This window comes from Mycolicibacter sinensis (genome assembly GCF_001673565.1).
GTDB lineage: Bacteria > Actinomycetota > Actinomycetes > Mycobacteriales > Mycobacteriaceae > Mycobacterium > Mycobacterium sinense_C.
Genome location: NZ_LZMF01000017.1, coordinates 1 through 20,789 on the forward strand (window position 1 = coordinate 1; position 20,789 = coordinate 20,789).

General features: G+C 66.4%; 15 protein-coding genes and 3 pseudogenes. 5 read left to right on the plus strand and 13 right to left on the minus strand.

Going from position 1 to position 20,789, the window contains the following annotated elements; translation table 11 throughout:
* Positions 1-74: 74 nt before the first annotated feature.
* Positions 75-1,091: pseudogene (locus A5648_RS02600) on the minus strand (13E12 repeat family protein); the annotation flags it as partial.
* A gap of 87 nt (positions 1,092-1,178) precedes the next feature.
* On the opposite strand from A5648_RS02600, the gene A5648_RS02605 reads away from it, so the two are divergent.
* Together A5648_RS02605 and A5648_RS02610 are read left to right on the plus strand one after the other, a co-directional pair.
* Positions 1,179-2,048 carry an inositol monophosphatase family protein gene (locus A5648_RS02605; RefSeq protein ID WP_065023056.1) on the plus strand — a complete coding sequence of 290 codons (870 nt, stop codon included), beginning with the start codon at positions 1,179-1,181 and terminating at the stop codon, positions 2,046-2,048.
* A gap of 185 nt (positions 2,049-2,233) precedes the next feature.
* On the plus strand, positions 2,234-3,121 hold the full coding sequence (locus A5648_RS02610; RefSeq protein WP_065023057.1) for an aldo/keto reductase: 888 nt from the start codon (positions 2,234-2,236) through the stop codon (positions 3,119-3,121).
* On the opposite strand, the gene A5648_RS02615 is transcribed toward A5648_RS02610, so the two are convergent.
* The 6 genes from A5648_RS02615 to A5648_RS02640 all read right to left on the minus strand — a co-directional run bounded on the left by A5648_RS02615 (position 3,118) and on the right by A5648_RS02640 (position 8,620).
* The gene (locus A5648_RS02615) at positions 3,118-4,107 is read right to left on the minus strand and encodes an aldo/keto reductase (protein WP_065023058.1); all 990 of its coding nucleotides are present in this window, start codon (positions 4,105-4,107) and stop codon (positions 3,118-3,120) included. The genes A5648_RS02610 and A5648_RS02615 overlap by 4 nt on opposite strands.
* Before the next feature lie 2 nt (positions 4,108-4,109).
* Positions 4,110-4,865, minus strand: coding sequence for a succinate dehydrogenase/fumarate reductase iron-sulfur subunit (locus tag A5648_RS02620; protein WP_065023059.1), 756 nt, complete (start codon positions 4,863-4,865; stop codon positions 4,110-4,112).
* Positions 4,865-6,778, minus strand: a complete 1,914-nt coding sequence (locus A5648_RS02625) for a fumarate reductase/succinate dehydrogenase flavoprotein subunit (RefSeq protein ID WP_065023060.1) — start codon at positions 6,776-6,778, stop codon at positions 4,865-4,867. Before A5648_RS02625 ends, A5648_RS02620 begins: the two co-directional genes overlap by 1 nt.
* A 34-nt stretch (positions 6,779-6,812) precedes the next feature.
* Positions 6,813-7,655 (minus strand): hypothetical protein, encoded by an 843-nt coding sequence (locus A5648_RS02630; RefSeq protein WP_065023061.1) that lies wholly within the window; start codon positions 7,653-7,655, stop codon positions 6,813-6,815.
* Positions 7,656-7,719: 64 nt separating this feature from the next.
* Entirely contained in the window at positions 7,720-8,016 is a 297-nt protein-coding gene (locus A5648_RS02635) for a hypothetical protein (RefSeq protein WP_065023062.1), read from the minus strand.
* A 166-nt stretch (positions 8,017-8,182) separates the two neighbouring features.
* The gene (locus A5648_RS02640; RefSeq protein ID WP_065023132.1) at positions 8,183-8,620 is read right to left on the minus strand and encodes an Hsp20/alpha crystallin family protein; all 438 of its coding nucleotides are present in this window, start codon (positions 8,618-8,620) and stop codon (positions 8,183-8,185) included.
* 227 nt (positions 8,621-8,847) lie between these two features.
* Here A5648_RS02640 and nirB point away from each other — a divergent pair, with 227 nt between their 5' ends.
* Both nirB and nirD read left to right on the plus strand, forming a co-directional pair.
* The gene (gene nirB, locus A5648_RS02645) at positions 8,848-11,409 is read left to right on the plus strand and encodes a nitrite reductase large subunit NirB (protein ID WP_082966297.1); all 2,562 of its coding nucleotides are present in this window, start codon (positions 8,848-8,850) and stop codon (positions 11,407-11,409) included.
* Positions 11,406-11,777 carry a nitrite reductase small subunit NirD gene (nirD, locus tag A5648_RS02650; protein ID WP_065023063.1) on the plus strand — a complete coding sequence of 124 codons (372 nt, stop codon included), beginning with the start codon at positions 11,406-11,408 and terminating at the stop codon, positions 11,775-11,777. Before nirB ends, nirD begins: the two co-directional genes overlap by 4 nt.
* Here the strand turns inward: nirD and A5648_RS02655 are convergent.
* From A5648_RS02655 to A5648_RS02680, 6 genes and pseudogenes are all read right to left on the minus strand, one after another.
* On the minus strand, positions 11,774-12,901 hold the full coding sequence (locus A5648_RS02655; protein ID WP_065023064.1) for a uroporphyrinogen-III synthase: 1,128 nt from the start codon (positions 12,899-12,901) through the stop codon (positions 11,774-11,776). The genes nirD and A5648_RS02655 overlap by 4 nt on opposite strands.
* Positions 12,898-14,289, minus strand: a complete 1,392-nt coding sequence (locus A5648_RS02660) for a nitrate/nitrite transporter (protein ID WP_065023065.1) — start codon at positions 14,287-14,289, stop codon at positions 12,898-12,900. The genes A5648_RS02655 and A5648_RS02660 overlap by 4 nt, the downstream gene beginning before the upstream one ends.
* Positions 14,290-14,400: 111 nt before the next feature.
* Positions 14,401-15,117 carry a sirohydrochlorin chelatase gene (locus A5648_RS02665; RefSeq protein ID WP_065023066.1) on the minus strand — a complete coding sequence of 239 codons (717 nt, stop codon included), beginning with the start codon at positions 15,115-15,117 and terminating at the stop codon, positions 14,401-14,403.
* Positions 15,114-15,413, minus strand: a pseudogene (locus A5648_RS02670) (winged helix-turn-helix domain-containing protein); the annotation flags it as partial. The gene A5648_RS02665 and the pseudogene A5648_RS02670, both read right to left, overlap by 4 nt.
* Before the next feature lie 87 nt (positions 15,414-15,500).
* Positions 15,501-16,907: an MFS transporter gene (locus A5648_RS02675; RefSeq protein WP_065023068.1), complete on the minus strand. Its 1,407-nt coding sequence runs from the start codon at positions 16,905-16,907 to the stop codon at positions 15,501-15,503.
* Positions 16,908-17,090: 183 nt separating this feature from the next.
* A complete protein-coding gene (locus tag A5648_RS02680) occupies positions 17,091-18,305 on the minus strand; it encodes a sodium-dependent bicarbonate transport family permease (protein ID WP_065023069.1) in 1,215 nt (404 codons plus the stop codon).
* 896 nt (positions 18,306-19,201) lie between these two features.
* Here A5648_RS02680 and A5648_RS24295 point away from each other — a divergent pair.
* Positions 19,202-20,416: pseudogene (locus tag A5648_RS24295) on the plus strand (SulP family inorganic anion transporter); the annotation flags it as partial.
* Positions 20,417-20,789: the final 373 nt, after the last annotated feature.

Sequence of the window (20,789 nt, forward strand, 5' to 3'; positions counted from 1 at the left end):
CTACCGGCCAGGACCCATTTCCTGTCGGCAACCCACGTTCACATGTGAGTGAGGCCCCAGCCCCCCATACCGTCTAATGCTGCCGAGGGCGCATAACCCGGCTCGGGCGGGGCATCACCGGGGTGGACCAATGACACCAGGCGTGCTGAGCGGGCGAGTTCTTCGACCATCTCTGGCGGCACCAGCCCATTGGCTTCGACCATCCAGCCCGGTTCGATCCCGGTGCCCTCGACAGTGGCCTGCTCGGCGATCACGTGAATGATTACCGGTGCGGCGCCCGGGCGTTTTCCCGCGGCACAATCGGGGCGCCCGCAGCGGCAGCCCAGCCGATCCGCTCGCGCGGCCAGCGCCCCCAGGGCATCGGAGCGGCGCTCATCACGACTGCGCGGGTCGTGCTCGCACACCGTGGCCGCCAACGCATCCAAGGCCTTGCCCAGAGCGCGGGCGTCGGTGGTGAACAGGCTGCCGTAGATCTCGGAGATCCCGCCCTGTTGATCGCAGAACGCAATTTCGCGCCCCGCCTGGCGTTCTTTGCGGCGCCGCACCGCATCGGCGTCGGCGTTGGCCACGATCTTGTCGATCTTGCCCGCCAGCCGGGCCGCGGTCAGCGACGCCCACCGCGGCACCTGCAGCGCCAACGCGGCATCGACGGCGGCTAACACCTCACGGTCGGTGATCAACTCGGTGCGATAGACGATGGTCTGAAACAGTCGAAGGTCGATATCGCCGGCCCGAAACACCTCGGCGACCTTGGGCAACTCTTCGCACATCGCCCGGGCATACCGCAGTCGGCTGCCGGCCAGCGCCTGGCTGATCCGCAACGCCGCGGCCACTTCGGCGGTGACCGCCGCGGCGGTGTCGATCGCCCAGTCCTCGGTCTCGCCGCACCGGCTCAACCGCAGCGCAAACAACTCCCCGATCGCCACCAGGTGCGCCGCCGCCGCGCGATTCTCCGCCCGCGCCGAGGCGCAGATCTGATCCACCAAGGCCGCTGACTCCGGCGTCGTCGCAGGATGGCGCTGCGAAAACCACGCACTGAACTGCGCCACCGACGCCGGCGACGGCGGTCCCGACCTCGACGACTCGAACATGCGTTCGACTATACCAGAAGTTCACGACGCCCCCCGGCGCCTTCGCCGAAGATGCAATGCTCGCCGCGGATGTGTTGCTATGGGCAGATGGCGACTCTCAGTAGTGACCCCGGGCAGTTGCGGTCCACGGCCGAGACGCTGGTGGCCGAGGCGGCGGAATTCGTGCGGCGGCGCCGCGCCGAGGTGTTCGGCGCGGAAGCGGCCGGCTCGGCCCACGACCTGGTCCAAACCAAAAGCACTCCGACCGATCCGGTGACGGTGGTCGACACCGAGACCGAGCGCTTCATTCGCGACCGGCTGACGCAGCTGCGGCCCGGCGATGCGGTGCTGGGAGAAGAAGGCGGCGGCTCCGGCGATGTCTCGGGACGAGAACCCGGCGCCGTCACCTGGGTGGTCGACCCGATCGACGGGACCGTCAACTTCATGTATGACGTGCCCGCGTACGCCGTGTCGGTGGCGGCCCAGATCGGTGGGACCTCGGTGGCCGGCGCAGTCGCCGACGTGGTCGGTGACCGGATCTACTCGGCGGCCAGCGGGCTGGGCGCCCAGGTCACGGACCGGGGCGGCACGGCCGCGCTGCGCTGCAACGACGTCTCCGAGCTGTCGGTGGCGCTGCTGGGTACCGGGTTCGGGTATTCGCGCGGGCGCCGAGCAGCGCAGGCCCAGTTGCTGGCGCGGCTGCTGCCGATGGTGCGCGACGTGCGTCGGATCGGATCAGCGGCGCTGGACCTGTGCATGGTGGCTGCCGGGCGCCTCGACGTCTATTACGAGCACGGGATCAAGCCGTGGGACTACGCGGCGGGATCGCTGATCGCGGCGGAGGCGGGTGCGCGGCTGGTGCTGCCCGGCCCCGAGATCGACAGCGCGGACGCGATCATCGCCGCGGCGCCGGGTATCGCCGACGAATTCATCGCAACGCTGCAGCGCGAGGGCGGTCTCGGGCCGATTTCGCAGTAGCGTGACGCGCACTTGAATTGTGACTGAATTCACCGCGGCAGGGCAATTGTCGCCTATCACGCTTTGACCTCTGTTTGATCACATCGGTATAACGGAGCGTGCAAATCCGCTCTGTGCCAGCGGCGTCGCAATAGCGCGGAACGTAACTGATGACGGCAAAGTAACCGAATGTGTAGGTCGAAAAGATGACGATTGCGTACGCAATTGAGAACGCCCGGGTCGATACGGACCCGATTCCCCAGATCACCCTCAATGACCGGACGGCCATGCCCGTCCTCGGCCTCGGGGTCGCGAAGCTCTCCGACAAGGAGACCGAGGCCTCCATATCGGCGGCCTTGGCGAACGGCTGCCGGCTGATCGACACCGCCGCGTCCTACGGCAACGAAGCCGTGGTGGGACGCGCCATCGAGAAGTCCGGGGTGCCGCGCGAGGAGCTGTTCGTCAGCACCAAGCTCGGGACGTCCCGGCAGGGTTACGCCAGCACGCTGGACGCCTGCCGCGAGAGCATCGACAAGCTCGGGCTGGACTACCTGGACATGTACTTGATCCACTGGCCGGCTCCGCAGGTCGGCAAGTACCTCGACAGCTGGCAGGCCATGATCCACGCCCGCGAGGAGGGCCTGGTCCGCTCGATCGGTGTCTGCAACTTCACCGAGGATCTGCTCACCGAGTTGGTCGACGAGACCTCGGTGGCGCCCGCACTCAACCAGGTCGAACTGCACCCGCTTCTCAACCAGGGGGAGCTGCGCCGGTTCCACGACCAGCACCGCATCGTCACCGAGGCGCACAGCCCGCTGGGGTTCGGCGAACGGCACATCATCGTTCGGGTGATCGACAACCCGACGGTGAAGGCGGTCGGGGCCAAGCACGACCGGTCACCGGCGCAGGTGCTCATCCGGTGGAGCCTGCAGCTGGGCAACGTGGTCACGCCGCGTTCGTCGAAGCCGCACCGGATCGTCGAGAATTTCGACGTTTTCGACTTCGAACTCAGCGACGACGACATGGACGTCCTCAACGGACTGCACAACGGAACCCGGATTCACCACCACCCGATGACGTTCGTCGGCACTTAGGAGCGGAACTCCCTCCACATCTCCGGGTAGGGACCGCCCAGCGGTGCCGCCGGGGCCAGGATCTGCGCTATCGCGGCCAGGTCATCGGGACTTAAATCCAGGTCCACGGCCGCGGCACTGTCCTGCAGATAGCCGGCCTGCTGGGCGCCGACGATCGCGACATGCACCCCGGGCTGCGCCAGCACCCAGGCCAGCGCGAGCTGGCTCAGCGTGACACCCAGATCTGAAGCCAGCGACCGAAGTCCCGCAACGACTTTCAAGTTGCGCGCGAAGTCGTCGCCGGTGAAGATGCCGCTTCGGGCCCGCCAGTCGTCGGCGGCGAGACTGCTGTCGGAGGTGATGGCCCCGGTCAACAGGCCGTGCGCCAGCGCACCGTAGACCAGCACGCCGATGTCGTGGTCGCGGCAGTAGGGGAACAAGGTGTCCTGCAGTCCGCGGCGCAACATGTTGAACGGCGGCTGGACGGTTTCCACCGGCAGCGTGGCCGAGAACTCCGCGATCTGCTCGGCGTCGTAGTTCGACACCCCGACGTGGCGGATCTTGCCGGTCGCCACCAAATCGGCCAGCGCGCCGGCGGTTTCGGCCGCCGGCACGGCCGGGTCGGGCCAGTGCACCTGATAGAGGTCGATGTGATCGACGCCGAGCGCGGCCAGGCTGGTGTCGACGTCGTGGCGAAGCCATTCGGGCCGTGCGTCGCGGACCGGTCCGTCGTCGGTCTCGCGCAAGCCACCCTTGGTGGCGATCAGCACCTCGTCGCGGGCGTGGTCCAGGTCGTGTCGCAGCGCGGTGCCGAGAATGCGCTCGGCCGTTCCGAACCCGTACTCGTGGGCGGTGTCGAAGAAGTTGAATCCCAGCTCGCGGGCCCGGCGGACGATCGCGATCGCGTTGTCCTCGTCGACGTCACCCCACGCACCGCTGAACTCCCAGGTGCCCAGCGCCAAGCGCGAGACCTGGAGGCCGCTTCGACCCAGTGTGGTCGTCTGCATGCTCAGTCGGGCTTGCGGCGGAAGATCTTTCGGCCGAGCCAGACCACCGGGTCATAGCGGTTCCCGGCCACCCGCTCCTTCATCGGAATGATGGCGTTGTCGGTGATCGTGATGTGTTCCGGGCAGACCTCGGTGCAGCACTTGGTGATGTTGCACAGCCCCAGGCCGGCCTCGTCCTGGGCGAAGTCGCGGCGGTCGGCGGTGTCCAGCGGGTGCATGTCCAACTCCGCCAATCGGATGAACATCCGCGGCCCGGCGAACCGCGGCTTGTTCTCCTCGTGGTCGCGGATGACGTGGCAGACGTTCTGGCACAGGAAGCACTCGATGCACTTGCGGAATTCCTGGGAGCGTTCCACGTCCCGCTGCTGCATCCGGTACTCGCCGGGCTTGAGATCCGCCGGCGGCTTGAATGCCGGCATCTCGCGGGCCTTCTCGTAGTTGTAGGACACATCGGTGACCAGATCCCGAATCACCGGGAAGGTCCGCACCGGGGTGACGGTGATGGTCTGGTCGGGGTCGAACGTCGACATCCGCGTCATGCACAGCAGTCGCGGGTAGCCGTTGATCTCGGCCGAACATGACCCGCACTTGCCGGCCTTGCAGTTCCAGCGCACCGCCAGGTCCGGGGTCTGGGTCGCCTGTAACCGGTGGATGACGTCGAGCACCACCTCGCCTTCGTTGACCTCGATCTCGAAGTCCTGCAGCTCACCGCCGTCGACGTCACCGCGCCAGACCCGCAGCTGGGCGTTGTATGTCATTACGCTCTCCGTCCCGGGTGTTGGGCCAGCTCTTCGTCGGTGTAGTACTTCTCCAGCTCGGAGATCTCGAACAGTTCCAGCAGGTCCTCGCGCATCCCGGACCGGATCTCGGGGGTGATGGTGATGTCGGGGACCTCACTGTCGTCCGAGGCCCGGCAGACCAGCAGGGTCTTGCGCCAGTTGGAGTCCATGCCGGGGTGGTCGTCACGGGTATGCCCGCCGCGACTCTCGGTGCGTTGCAGCGCCGCCTTGGCCACGCACTCGCTGACCAGCAGCATGTTGCGCAGGTCGACTGCCAGATGCCAGCCCGGGTTGTACTGCCGGCCGCCGTCGACGGCGACGGCGGCGAACCGGGCCTTGAACTCCTCGAGCCGGGAGAGCGCTTGCTCCAGCTCGCCGGCGTTGCGGATGATGCCGACCAGGTCGTTCATCGACTGCTGCAAGTCGGCGTGCAGGGTGTACGGGTTCTCCGCGGCCCCGCCGCTTCGGTCCAACGGCGCCAGCGCCAGCTTGGCTGCGGCGTCCAGCGCCGCCGGCGCCACGGCCGGCCGACTGTCCAGCTTCTGCACGTATTCCGCGGCCCCCAGGCCGGCGCGGCGGCCGAAGACCAACAGGTCCGACAGGGAGTTTCCGCCCAGCCGATTGGAGCCGTGCATTCCACCGGAGCACTCACCGGCGGCGAACAGTCCGGGGACCACCGAAGCGCCGGTGTCGGGGTCGACCTCGATGCCGCCCATCACGTAGTGACAGGTGGGGCCGACTTCCATTGCGTCCTTGGTGATGTCGACCTCGGCGAGCTGCATGAACTGGTGGTACATCGAGGGCAGCCGGCGCTTGATCTCCTCAGGTGTCAGGCGCGAGGCGATGTCGAGGAACACCCCGCCGTGCGGCGAACCGCGCCCGGCCTTGACTTCGGAGTTGATGGCGCGGGCCACCTCGTCGCGGGGCAGCAGGTCGGGCGTGCGCCGGGCCGAGTCGTTGTCCTTGAGCCACTGATCGGCCTCTTGCTCGGTCTCGGCGTACTGACCTTTGAACACCGGCGGGATGTAGTTGAACATGAACCGGGTCCCGTCGGAGTTCTTGAGCACCCCGCCGTCGCCGCGCACGCCCTCGGTGACCAGAATCCCTTTCACGCTGGGCGGCCAGACCATCCCGGTCGGATGGAACTGGACGAACTCCATGTTGATCAGCGTCGCGCCGGCCCGCAGCGCCAAGGCGTGCCCATCGCCGGTGTACTCCCAGGAGTTCGAGGTCACCTTGAACGACTTGCCGATGCCTCCGGTGGCCAGCACCACCGCCGGCGCCTCGAACAAGACGAACTTGCCGCTTTCCCGCCAATAGCCGAACGCGCCCGAAATGGCGCCGCTGGCCTCATCTTTGAGCAATTCGGTGATGGTGCACTCGTGGAAGATCTTGATCTTGGCTTCGTAGTCACCGAACTCCGCGTGATCGTCCTGCTGCAGCGAGACCACCTTCTGCTGCATGGTGCGGATCAGCTCCAGTCCGGTGCGGTCGCCGACGTGGGCCAGCCGCGGGTAGGTGTGACCACCAAAGTTGCGCTGGCTGATCTTTCCCTCTTTGGTGCGGTCGAACAACGCGCCGTAGGTCTCCAGCTCCCAGACCCGCTCCGGCGCCTCCCGGGCGTGCAGCTCGGCCATCCGCCAGTTGTTCAGGAACTTCCCGCCGCGCATGGTGTCCCGGAAGTGCACCTGCCAGTTGTCCTTGGCGTTGACGTTGCCCATCGACGCAGCGCAGCCGCCTTCGGCCATCACGGTGTGCGCCTTGCCGAACAACGACTTGCACACCACTGCCACGCTCAGGCCCTGCTCGCGGGCTTCGATCACCGCGCGCAGGCCAGCGCCGCCGGCACCGATCACGACCACGTCGTAGGAGTGCCGTTCGACTTCAACCATGAATTCTCGCTTACCCTTCGTGTGATTGCGGCGTTCAGCCGATGAATCGGAAGTCGGTGATGACGCCGCTGGAGACCATCCAGATGTAGAAGTCGGTGAATGCCAGGGTGGCCAGCGTGATCCAGGCGAACTGCATGTGCCGGCCGTTGAACCAGCTGATCTTCGTCCAGAACCAGTAGCGCACCGGGTGTTTGGAGAAGTGATTCAGGCGGCCGCCGAAGATGTGCCGGCAGGAATGGCAGCCGCCGGTGTAGGCCCACAGCATCGCTACGTTGACCAGCAGCACGATGTTGCCCACGCCGAAGCCGAATCCGCCCGCGCCGTTATTGGCATGTACCGAATAGAACGCGGTGATCGCGTCGTACGTGTTCAGCGCCGTGATCGCGAGCGCGGCGTAGAAGAAATAGCGGTGGCTGTTCTGCAGGATCAGCGGGAATCGGGTTTCGCCGGTGTAGCCGGCGCGCGGCTCGGGGACGGCGCAGGCCGTCGGTGACTGCCAGTAGGCGCGGTAGTAGGCCTTGCGGTAGTAGTAGCAGGTCAGTCGGAAGGCAAGCAGGAACGGCAGCACCAGCATGCCCATCGGGACCCACCACGGCGCCGCAAACGGGATCCATACCCCCAGGTGACTGGAGCCGGGCACGCACGACTCCCAGATACACGGCGAGTAGAACGGCGTCAGGTAGTGGTAGTCAGACACCCAGTACCCGCTGCCCCAGAACGCCCGGACGGTTGCGTAGATGACCCAGGCGGTGAGGCCCAGGTTCACCCGCAGCGGCGACAACCACCAGCGGTCGGTACGCAGAGTGCGATTCGCGATTCGGGCGCGAGTCGCCGAGAAGACGCCGGTGCCAGGACGGTTCACGGCGGGTGCGCTCATCTAGTGGGTTCCCTTCGGCTGGATTCGTCGGAGGGCGCCCCTATGCAAGCAGCACCCGATGGTGTCAGTACCTGCCCTGGCCGCCGACGCCCTCGTCGTCGACGTCACGCCAGAATTCGCTGTCGTACTCGGTGTCGGGGATGGTGATCTTGTCCTGGGCGCGTTCGGCGGCCCAGCGCTGCAGGTCGAGTTCTCCGGCGTCGGATTCGAGGAGTTCGACATCGGTGAGGATGCGCTCGGCGTCCATTTCGATGCGGCGCATCCCGGGTATGTCGCCGAACCGGGTTTTCAGCCCCAGCACGCAACGCCGCAGGTCGCCAATCAGGGCGTGCAGTTCGGCGAGTTCACTAGTGCCAGACACCGGTGCCTCCTCAGGTGTTACGGATCACAGTACGTTCACCCGATGCTAGTCATATCCGGAACGGAACGTGAGACAGATCACGTTGCGGTGGTGGCGTGTTCGCCGCACGAAAAACCCCCACACACGGTGTGTGCGGGGGTTTTCCGGGCCTTCGCCGATTACCGGCCTACTTCGTGATGGCGATCCGTCGCGGCTCGCTGCCCGCGTACACGCCGGCCACCCGGACGGTCAGCACACCGGCGTCGTAGGACGCGGTGACGGCCTCGCCGGTGACATGTGCCGGGACCGCGAACGAGCGGCGGAAGGATCCGTAGCGCACCTCGCGCAGCGTGCGCTTGGTCTCGGCGTCGGTCTCGGCGTGCTCATCGCGACGTTCGCCGCGGACGACCAGGCGGCCGCCGTCGAGTTCGACCGTCACGTCCTTGTCCACGTCGATGCCGGGCAGCTCCAGCCGGACCACCGCGTCGTCGCCGTCTTTGGTGATCTCGGCGGCCGGGCTGAACCCGCTCGGCGCCCGCCAGTCGCTGGCCGTCGCCGGGCCGAAGAAGTCGCGTACCCACCGGTCGGTGTCGAAGGGACGCTGCCACAGGGTCAGGGTGCTCATGGTGTCGCTGCCTTTCTTGAAGATCGATCTCTGCGTGCCGGTCGGTCGCCGACCCGTCACCGAGTAGAACTTGAGTCGACCACGCTAAAGTTCCGTGTTCGCCGACGGTGAACAAACCCACAGTTCAGCGCCCCTGGTGAACGACTTCACACGTGCGTGAGCACACCGTCACACGCTTGTAACGCATGGCGATACTGCGGCAATATCGGCTTCCTAATCTCATCCGCATGGCCCCGATCGAAACGCCCCGCGCCGTCCGCGACCTGGTCGTCGTGGGCCACGGCATGGTGGGCCACCGATTCGTCGAGGCGCTGCGCAGCCGGTCCGACAGCGGGCGTTGGCGGGTCACCGTGCTCGCCGAGGAATCCGATCCCGCCTACGACCGGGTCGGACTGACCTCCTACACCGAAGGCTGGGATCGATCCCGGCTGGCGCTGCCGGGAAACGACTACGCCGGCGACGACCATGTGCGGTTGCTGCTGCGCTCCCGGGTCGCCGAACTGGACCTGGCCGGCAAGTCGGTGCTCGCCGCGGACGGGCAGCGCTACGGCTACGACACCCTGGTGCTGGCGACCGGATCCCGGGCGTTCGTTCCGCCGGTTCCGGGCCACGACCTGCCCGGGTGCCACGTCTACCGGACCCTGGACGACCTGGACGGCATCCGGGTCGACATCCAGTGCATGCTCGAAGCCGGCCACACGCGCGCCGGCGTGGTGATCGGCGGCGGGCTGCTCGGGCTGGAAGCCGCGAATGCGCTTCGTAGCTCCGGCATCCAGCCCCATATCGTCGAGATGGCGCCGCGGTTGATGCCACAGCAGCTCGACGACGCCGGTGGCATGCTGCTGAGCCGGATGATCTCCGACCTGGGCATCGCGGTGCACGTCGGCGTGGGCACCGAGTCGATCGAGCAGCTCACCCACCAATACGGCTCACCCAGTCTGCGGGTGCGCCTCTCCGATGGCACCGAGATCGATGCCGGGCTGGTGATCTTCGCCGCCGGGGTGCGTCCGCGTGACGAATTGGCCCGCGAGGCCGGCCTGGCGATCGCCGAGCGCGGCGGCGTGCTGACCGATTTGTCCTGTCGGACCAGCGATCCCGACGTCTACGCGATCGGTGAGGTGGCCGCCATCGAGGGCTGTTGCTACGGCCTGGTCGGGCCCGGCTACACCAGCGCCGAGGTAGTCGCCGATCGGCTGCTCGAGGGAGCCGCCGAGTTCGGTGAAGCCGACATGTCCACCAAGTTGAAGCTGCTCGGTGTCGACGTGGCCAGCTTCGGCGACGCGATGGGCGTCACCGAGAACTCGCTGTCGGTCGTGATCAACGACCCGGTGAAGCGCACCTACGCCAAGCTGGTGCTCTCCGATGACGCCAAGACCCTGCTCGGCGGCATTCTCGTCGGTGACGCCTCCTCCTACGGTGTGCTGCGCCCGATGGTCGGCGCCGAGCTGCCCGGTGACCCGCTGCACCTGATCGCGCCGCCAAGTGACGGCGCCAAGACTTCCCTGGGCATCAGCGCGCTGCCCGGGGCGGCGCAGATCTGCTCCTGCAACAACGTCAGCAAGACGCAGTTGTGCGACGCGATCGCTGAGGGCTGCCACGACGTGCAGGCGCTCAAGGACCGCACCAAGGCCGGGACCTCGTGCGGTTCCTGCATCCCGCTTCTCAAAGAACTGCTGATCGCTGAGGGCGTGGAGCAGTCGAAGTCGTTGTGCGAGCACTTCGCCCAGTCCCGCGCCGAGCTTTTCGAGATCATCCAGGTCACCGGAATCCGCACGTTCTCCGAGCTGCTGGAGCGCTTCGGCACCGGACACGGCTGCGACATCTGCAAGCCGACCGTCGCCTCCATCCTGGCCTCCACCGGATCCGAGCACATCCTGGAAGGCGAGCAGGCCGCGCTGCAGGACTCTAACGACCACTTCCTGGCCAACATTCAGCGCAACGGCAGCTACTCGGTGGTTCCCCGGGTACCCGGCGGGGAGATCAAGCCCGAGCACCTGATCCTGATCGGCCAGATCGCCCAGGAGTTCGGCCTGTACACCAAGATCACCGGCGGGCAGCGGATCGACATGTTCGGCGCCCGGGTCGATCAGCTGCCCGAGATCTGGCGCAAACTGGTCGACGCCGGGATGGAATCCGGTCAGGCATATGGCAAGTCGCTGCGCACGGTGAAAAGCTGTGTGGGCAGCGACTGGTGCCGTTACGGGCAGCAGGACTCGGTGAAGTTGGCCGTCGACCTGGAGATGCGCTACCGGGGGCTGCGCGCTCCGCACAAGATCAAGATGGGGGTGTCCGGCTGCGCCCGGGAGTGCGCCGAGGCGCGCGCCAAGGACGTCGGCGTGATCGCCACCGAACTCGGCTGGAATCTCTACGTCGGCGGCAACGGCGGCATGTCGCCCAAGCATGCCCAGCTGCTGGCCGGCGACCTCGACACCGAGACGGTGTTCCGTTACATCGACCGATTCCTGATGTTCTACATCCGCACCGCGGATCGGCTGCAGCGCACCGCACCCTGGATCGAGTCGATGGAAGGCGGGCTCGACCACGTCCGCGAAGTCGTCTGCGACGACTCATTGGGCCTCGCTTCCGAGTTCGAGGAGGCGATGGCCCGCCACGTCGACAACTACACCGACGAATGGAAGGGGGTGCTCGACGATCCGGAGAAACTGTCACGCTTCGTGTCGTTCGTCAACGCCCCCGACGCCGAAGACCCCACCGTCGCGTTCACCGAACGCGACGGCCGCAAGATCCCGTTGCCCATCCCGGTACTGCGCATTGAGGAGGAAGCATGATCACCGCTCACAACATTGAGGCATGGACCACCGCCTGCCGATACGACCAGCTGATTCCCGGCCTCGGCGTCGGCGTGCTGCTCGACAACGGCAAGCAGGCCGCGCTGTTCCGGCTCGACGACGGCTCGGTACACGCGGTGTGCAACGTCGACCCGTTCTTCCACGCGGCGGTGCTGTCGCGGGGGATCGTCGGTGACCGCGGTGGCCGACTGACGGTCATCTCGCCGCTGAAGAAGCAGGCGTTCGCCTTCGACGATGGCAGCTGCCTGGATGACCCCCGCGTCTCGGTCCGGGTGTACCCGACCCGGATCGTGGACGGCTACGTGCAGGTCGGGCGCTTCGAGGAAGCTCACCAGGCGGTCGCCTAATCCACCGCCAGCCGGTACCCGCGCTTGACCACGGTCGCCACGATGTTCTTGTCGCCCAAGGCGGATCGCAGCCGCAGCACCGCGGTTTCCACCGCATGAGTGCTACTGCCGTTGCCCGGCAGCGCATCCAGCAGCTCGTCGCGGCACACCACCCGGCCGGGGTGCTGCGCCAATGCCCGCAGAGTCGCGATTCCAGCGGGTGAGACCGGCTTGGTCACCCCGTCGACCAGCACGCAACTGCTGCGGACCTCGATCCGGTGCCCGGCGGCGTACACAATGTGAGTGCGCAACCGGGGTAGCTGGTCCACGATGTGACGTCCCAACGCTCCCAACCGCATTCGCCGCGGCGACGAAGTGGGCACCCCCAGCAGCGCCAGCGGCCGGGCCGTTACCGGACCGACGCACATCGCGTGCACATCCGAGCGCAGTGCCCCGAGCAACTCCTCGGAGAGGCCGAGCTCGCCGGCACGCGTCAGGGTCGCCACTACCGCGGCGGCCGAGGTGAAGCTGACGGCGTCGAATTGCCGTTGGGCGATCTCGGTGGTCAGCTGGTCGAACTCCCCGCCCGGACGGGCGGCCCGCCACCGGTAGACCCGGACGGGCAGCACCTCGGAGCCTGCCGAACGGAGTAGGTCGAGAAGCTCGGGAACGGGGTCGAAACCACCGGTGGCGCCGTGCAACTGGACCGCTACCCGGGCGCCGATGATGCCGGCTCGGATCAGATAGTCGAGCACGGCGGCCGACGATTCGGATTCGGGCGACCACTCTTCGGGCAGCCCGGCGGCGCGCACGGCACCGACCGCCTTGGGTCCGCGTGCCACGATGCGGGCCGAGCGCAATGCCGCGATCAGCCCTTCGGCGAGCCCCCAGCCTTCGGCGGCAGCGATCCAGCCGCGGAAGCCGATGGCGGTCGTCACCACCAGAATGTCCGGCGGTACGGCGATCAATTCCTCGGTACACCGGCGCAATTCGTCATCGTCCGTCAAGTCGATCATCGCGATCGCCGGTGCGGCGCACACGGTGGCGCCGTGGCGGCGCAGCAGGGCGCAGAGCTCATCGGCGCGGCGCGCCGAGGTCACCGCGACCCGGTAGCCGCTCAGCGAGGTGTGGTCTGGCCGGCTCACGCCGATGCCAACGCCGCCCGAGCCGGGTGCGGGATCAGGACGGGGCTGCGCACATACCTCAGCCAGGTCAGGCCCGCGGCACCGACATAGCCTGCCATAAAGATCCAGAAGGCCGCCGTCGCCGAGCCGTTGGCCAGATACGACTGGCGCAGCGCAAGATTGATACCGACACCGCCGAATGCGCCGATGGCACCGGCGAATCCGATCAGCGCGCCCGACATGGCCCGTGACCACTGCCGGCGGTCGCTCTCGCTGAGACCCAGCGCGTGGCTGCGGGCCTCGAACATCGACGGAATCATCTTGTACACCGAGCCGTTGCCGATTCCCGAGACGATGAACAGCGCGACGAAGCCGATCACGTAGCCCACCATGGTGGCGCTGGTCGTGGGGCCGCCGCGATGATCGGCGAGGACGCTGACACCGACGAGCACTCCCGCTGCGGCAAACATCCCGCCGAAGGCAGCCAGGGTGACCGGTCCGCCGCCGATGCGATCGGCGATCCGGCCGCCGACGATCCGGGCCACCGAGCCCAACAGCGGCCCCAGGAATGCGATTTGAGCAGCATGCAGGGCGGCCTGCGCGGGACTCTGGCCGCTGCCCACGAAGCTGATCTGAAGCACCTGGCCGAACGCGAAGGAGTACCCGATGAACGAGCCGAAGGTGCCGATATAGAGCAGTGCGATGATCCAGGTGTCGACCGCCGGCAGGATCGAGCGCATCGCGGTCAGGTCGACTTTGTGGTTCTCCAGATTGTCCATGAACAGTGCCGCGCCGATACCGGTGACGGCGAGGAACACCAGGTAGACCGCGCACACCCAGTGCGGCTGGCGGTTGCCCGCGGTCGCCAGCACCGCCAAGCCGACCAGTTGAATCAACGGCACCCCGAGGTTGCCCCCACCGGCGTTGACCGCCAGCGCCCAGCCCTTGAGCCGGTTCGGGTAGAAAGCGTTCACGTTGGTCATCGACGCGGCGAAATTGCCGCCGCCGAGACCGGTCGCCGCGGCGCACACCAGATACGGCCACAGCGGTAGGCCCGGATGGGCCAGCAGACCCATCATTGCCACCGTCGGGATCAATAGGACCAACGCGGAGAAGACCGTCCAGTTCCGGCCGCCGAACGTCGCGGTGGCCATCGAGTACGGGATGCGCAGGCCGCCGCCGGCCAGGGTGGCGGTCGCCGCGAGAAGAAATTTGTCCCCGTTGGTGAAGCCGTACACCGATTCGGGCATGAACAGCACCATCACCGACCAGATCGACCAGATCGAGAATCCGACGTGTTCGGCGATGGTCGACCAGATCAGGTTGCGCCGGGCGATCTTGTCGTTACCGGCGGCCCAGGCCACGGTGTCTTCGGGATCCCAATCGGTGATGACGTGTGAGCGAGGCATGATGACACGGTAGGAATCTTTCGTTACGGCAAAGCTGCACCCGATGTCCCTCCGGTGAACTTCTGCTCACGGCCGGCCGGGGCTGGCGTGAGACCCTGTCTCGCGACCGGGTTACCGGCCGCCGCCAAAGGATCCGGATCGCAACGGAAGCCGGGTCTGTGCGGTGAGGAACCGGTTGGCGACGACTCGGGCGAGGACGGGGTGGGCGCCCAGTGGCTCGGTGACCAGATCCGCTCCCGCGTCGTGCAGTCGCCGCTGAAACAGCCCGTCTGCCAAGAGGTACGAGGCGACCGCCACCCGCCTCGCGCCTCGACTGCGCAAGGCGGCCACCGCGTCGGGAACACCAGGCGCGCCGGTGGCGGCGAACGCCACCTCGACGTGCGCGCGCAGCATCCCGGACAGCATCCGGGCGGCCCGGTCGAGGTCGGCCCGCGCCGTCGGGTCCGACGAACCGGCCGCCGCGAGGACCACCGAGTCTCCTGTCCGCCAGCCCGATTCGACCAGCCGCCCGGCGACCACAGCGGCCACGCGCCGGTCCGGCCCCAGGGCCGGGGTCATCGTGACGTCAGGGTGGCCGCTGGCCAGCACATGGGTGGGTACGTCGACCCGGACGTGATAGCCGCGGGCCAGGAAGGCCGGCACGACGACGGCCGGGCGGCCGGTATCGGCTTCAGCGGCAAGAACCTCTGTCGGGGTGGGGCCCAGCACATCGACGAACGCCACCCGCACCGGCTGCGCCAGCAATGTGCCGACCCGCTCGGCGAGTTCGCCGATCATGACGACACCTTCGGGCCGGCGAGTGCCGTGTGCGACCAGGATGGGAATCATGCGGCCCCCGCTTGATCGTCGACCGCGAGCCGGTACCCCCGCTTGACCACGGTGGCGACGATCTGACTGTCTCCCAATGCCGTTCGCAGCCGAAGCACCGCAGTGTCCACCGCGTGCGTGCTGCTGTCGCGCCCCGGCAATGCCCGCAGCAACGCCTCGCGCGGCACGACGACACCCGGTCGGTGCGCCAGCACCCGCAGGGTGGCCAGGCCGGCAGGCGACACCGGCTTGATCATCCCGTCCACGAAGACCCGGCCGTCCTCAATCGTGATGAGATGACCGGCCGCCTGAACGGTGCTCATGTATAAGGTTTAGCGGCAGTCGATTTCATCGGTGTTACCGACCGATTTCCAACCGGTTGCCCGGTGTGGCGGCGATTTCGGTCACACCGACACCGTCTGGGTGTCACGCGGAGCCCGCGGGCTCGTGCCGGTCCGCATCCGCGGCGGGCGGCGCACGTACATCACCCAGGTCAATGCCGCTGCGGCGCAATACGTCGCGAGGAAGATCCAGAAGGCGGGTGTCTCGCTGCCCGTGCTGGCCCAGGCCTGCCGCAGCGTCAGGTTGATGGCGACCCCGCCGAGCGCGCCGACCGCGGTGGCGAACCCGATCAATGCGCCGGAATGCGAACGCGCCCAGTGGCGGCGCTCGCCTTCAGGGCAGTCCAGCGACCGGCTGCGGGCCTCGAAGATCGACGGGATCATCTTGAGCACCGAACCGTTGCCCATCCCGGCCAGGATGAACAGCGCGATGAATCCGGTGATGTAGAGCACGACGCTGGTCGAGGACACCGTGCCCGGGGTGCGGTCGTCGATCGTGCTGGTGACAGCCAGTATCGCGGCGGCCACGATCATTCCGACGAAGACGACGAAAGTGACCCGCCCGCCTCCGCGCCGGTCCGCCACCCGGCCCCCGTAGATGCGCGACAAGGCGCCCAACAGCGGCCCCAGGAAGGCGATTCGCGCGGCGTACAGCGAGGCTTCGGCGGGGCTGTGGCCGGTTTCCTCGAATGTGACGTGCAGCACCTGGGCGAAGGCGAACGCGAAGCCGATGAAGGAACCGAAAGCGGCGCAATACAACAGCGAGACGACCCAGCTGTCCGGGATCGACAGGATCGATCGGATGCTGCCTACCTCTTTCGCGCCGTGGTCGAGGTTGTCCATCCGCAGGGCGGCGCCGATTCCGACCAGGGCGAGCAGCACCAGGTAGACGCCGCAGACCAGCTCGGGCTTGGTGTTGCCGAGGGTGGAGAGAACCAGCAGTCCGACCAGCTGGATGGCCGCCACCCCGAGGTTGCCGATACCGCCGCAGAGCCCGAGCGCGACGCCCTTGAGGCGTTGCGGGTAGAACGCGTCGACGTTGGCCAGCGACGCTGCGTAGTTTCCGCCGCCGAGTCCGGTCAGGGCCGCACACACCAGGTACATCCACAGCGGTTGACCGGGGTTGACCAGCAGCAACAGCGTACCGACGGTGGGTATCAGCAGAATCAGCGACGAGGACACCGCCCAGTCGCGACCACCGAATTTGGCGGTGGCCGCCACGTAGGGAATCCGCGCACACGCACCGACCAAGGTGGCGACCGCCGCGAGCAGCAGCTTGTCACCCGCCTTGATGCCGTAGACCGACTCGGGCATGAACAGCACGACCACCGACCACAGCGACCAGATCGAGAAGGCGACGTGCATGGTCGCCGTCGACCAGATCAGATTGCGTCGCGCGACGGCCTTGTTGCCGCTTTCCCAAGCCGCACAGTCCTCCGGGTCGAATTCGCTGAGATGGGTAGGCGTCATTGAACTCTCCTCGTGCTCTCCGGTCACCGTCGCCGTGCTGACTCGTCGCGAGGGGCCGCCGTGCGAACATACCGACCCGAACTGGCAGCTTGCGGTGTAGAAGCTGTAAAAGCGTTGGAGGGGTTCGCCGGTGTGGGCCGCGTCACCTATTGCGTGTGGGCGCAGCCGAATTCGCCGGGGTTGTCAGCCGACCGGTAGCCAGCTGTTGACAGCCTGAGTGATCTGGAGATAGAGCGGAATGCCGATCGTCACGTTGTAGGAGAACGTCAGACCCAGCGATGCGGCGAGCGGCACCGTCGGACTGGCCTCTGGGATCGCAATCCGTTGCACCGCAGGGACAGCGATATACGACGCCGCGCCGCAGAGCACGGCGAACAGTACGTAGCTGCCCGTCTCGAAGTGTGTCCCGGTGACTTGCGCGTAAGTGTGGATGATGAAAATTCCGGCTACGGCAAAGAGATTCGGGGCCAGTAATCCGAACGCGATCAAGCCGCGTCCCGCGCTCCGCAGATCCTTGAGTTTGCGGGATGCCGTCATGCCCATCTCTAGCAGGAACAGGCACAGCATGCCCTGGAACGCCGTGACGAAGACGTGGTCGCCGTCCTCGATGACCGAGGCGCCTTGCAGCCGGCCGATGAAACCGATGAGGATTCCGCCGAAGAGCAGGTACAGCCCCGGGTTGAGCAGGACTTCGCGCAGCAGCGTTCCGTTGACCGGAGCAGTCGCCACCCTCGGGTTCACCTCGACCGGATCTGGGTGGTCGCGCTTCTCCAGCGAGATCTCCAGTTCCGCTTCGACCTCGAGCTCATGCCGGGTCTGGGGCTGCTGCGCCTGGGCGGCGGTGACCAGTTCGAGGCGAGCTTTCGGGTTGTAGCCCGGCTCATCGGGCATGTTGCCCACCGGGTCCATCCCGCGCTCCCGCAACCGCGCCACCAGCAGCAGCGCCACCATGCAGCCCGGGATCTCCATGACGGCCAGCATCACCGGCATGTAGGCGTCGAATGCGATGTCCAACGCGGCCAGTACGCCCAGGCAGGTGGCGAAGGTGCCGGCTGAATCCGAGCCGTAATAGCCGGCCACGGTGGCCCGGTCGATTCGTCGCATCTTCGTCATCCGGGTCAGCAGCCCATAGGCGACGAATCCGATGATCAGGTTGGTGAAGAACCCCAGCACGATGAAGCCCAGGACGTGGGCGATGTTCGAGGAGTCGATGGTGGCGAGCTCCTCACCGCCGCGCCATCCGATCGCCAGCAGCAGGTACAGCGTCAAACCCTGATACAGCACGTACGGGAACTCGAACTGGATCTTCAGCAGGGGAATCAGGAAACCCATGTAGAAGAAGAGAAGCAGTGGTTTGAAGAGGTTGTGCGTGAAGTTGTGCCAGAACTCAAACAGCATGGAGTCTCCCGAGTCAGTATCCAGCGGGCCAGATTACTTCTCGAGGCTGGCCGACAGCTCCCGTGCAGGGTACGCATTTGCTGTGAGGGCCGCGACCGGAAGAAGCTTGGCTCGGATGAGGTCGCGGTGGCGTCCTGCTTCTCGTTTTGGCCTGCGGCATGTTCGAGACGGAAGGCTGGCGTCCTGGACACAAAGTCGCACCTGAATGAGGTACCCGGAGCCGACAGCTGAGGCGCGAGACCGGCTGTCTCGCAAGCGTTTCGCTGTGATCTGGAACGCTATCGCCAATGAGGAGTCCAGTGCGCAGATCGGGTCGGTGGGGCTCGCCAAGGAGGAGTTTGCACGCTGCTGTCCACCGTGACACGGACGACGATACGCACCTGACCCGGCACCGCCTGGACCTGCTGGCCCGAGATCAACGCCGTCATCGCCACCGGCATCCCCAATGCCCGACCGGGGGCTACAACGTGCTGGTCAGCAGGTCAAACGTGCTGTTGGTGGATTCCGCAATCCCTATTCCGACTATCGCGAAGCAATAGGAGCTGCCAGTTTGCTGTGAGCCCAGCTGCCAATTCTCTGGGAATGCGACATTGGTGCCTAAGCCCGGCGTCCTGGAGCGCCGATGTTCCTGCCCGGGTGGCGACGCTGATAGCCGAGATACCGTCGCGCGGGCCGGGGTTAATCGGTCGTGTCGTCCGGTCGTTCGGAGTTCACACTTGCCGTGCAGATTTCACGGTAACCGCGTTTAAGTAGCGCCCGCCGCTGTAACGACTATCATACGGTGGTCCGTCCCGCCCCCTATCTCCGTCCTCCCGTCATGGAGTTGGATTCACCCGCACGAGTTCCGGCAGTGCTTTGCGCCAACCGCTTTAAGCCGCTGCCGAGAGAGCTGACCCATGTCACAGAGCCTGACCGTTTCGACTGAAAAGCCGCGCAACGGCCTGGCCGGCCTCGAACACTGGCGCTACGATCTGCGGTCGGGTTTCACGGTGGCCATGATCTCGCTGCCGTTCTCGATGGGAATCGCGATCACCTCGGGAGCGCCGCCGATCTGTGGAATCGTGTCGGCGATCATCGCCGGTTTCGTCCTGCCGTTTCTGGGCGGCTCGTATGTGACCATCAGCGGCCCGGCGGCGGGACTGGCACCGGCCCTGTTCGCCGGCATGATCATGCTGGGGCAGGTCCAATTGGGCGACGGCGCCTCGGAAGCCGACTTGCTTGCGGTGGGATACCCCCTGGTTCTGGTTGCCATCGTCATTGCGGGCGTGGTGCAGGTGATCCTTGCCAGGTTGAAGGTGGCCCGCCTGAGCGCCATCTTCCCGGCCGCAGCGATTCAGGGCATGCTGTGCGCGATTGGCCTGATGATCATCGCTAAGCAGATCCCGCTGTTTATGGGCGTGGCGTTCGAGGGCCGCGAATTCTGGGCGATCCTGGGCGAAGTGCCCCGCCAAGTCGGGGCGATGAACCCTCAGGTCTTCGGCCTGGGGATCGGTTGCCTGGCGGGGCTTTTCGTGCTAACGGCGGTTTCCGGGCGGTTGCTGAAGGTCATGCCGCCTCCGGTCTGGGTGTTCTTCGCCGGCACGCTCGCCAGCGTGTTCATCCTGAAGCTGGACGAGCACTACCTGATCAACGTCCCGGGTTCGCTCACGGATGGGGTTGTCCTGCCCCAGTTCGGAACGGTGTTCGCTCATCCCGAACTATGGCTGCCGCTGGTCTATCTGGTGGTCACCCTGGTCTTGATCGACGGGACCGAGTCTCTGGCGACGATCTCGGCCGTGGACAAGATCGATCCCTTTCGCCGCCGCTCCGACCCGGACCGGACCCTGCTGGCCATGGGCGCGTCTAACATCGCCTCCAGCACGCTCGGTGGCTTGACCATCATCCCCGGCATGGTCAAGAGCACGGCCAATATCTTGGGCGGCGGCCGTACCCAGTGGGCCAACTTTTATAACGCCTGCTTCCTGCTGGTGTTCGTGCTGCTGTTCACCGACCTGATCAACCTGGTCCCGTTGGCGGTGCTGGCCGCCGTCCTGGTGTTCATCGGTTACAAATTGTGTAAGCCCGCGGTCTGGATCCATGCCGCACGGGTCGGGACCGAACAGTTCGTCGTCTTCGCGATCACTGTGTTCGTGACGGTGACGACGGACCTGCTCATCGGTATTTTCGCCGGCGTCGCCGCGGAATTGATACTGAATCTGTGGTTGGTGGGCCTTTGGCACACGGTGCGCAACGGCTCGGGAACCGCCAAGCCGAATCTTGCCGGCCGCTTCCTCGGTCTCTTTCGCAACCCGGTGTCGCAGCGGGAATTCGATGACGGCGTTTACCAGCTGTATCTGAATAGTTCCCTGGTGTGTTTCAACCTGTTCCACGTAATTCGGGAGTTGGGTCAGCTTCCGCAGGGCACACGGGCGGTGCACCTAAACTTGAGTTCGCGCGTGTCCCTCGTCGACCACACGACAAGTGAATCCCTTCGTTCTTACCTGG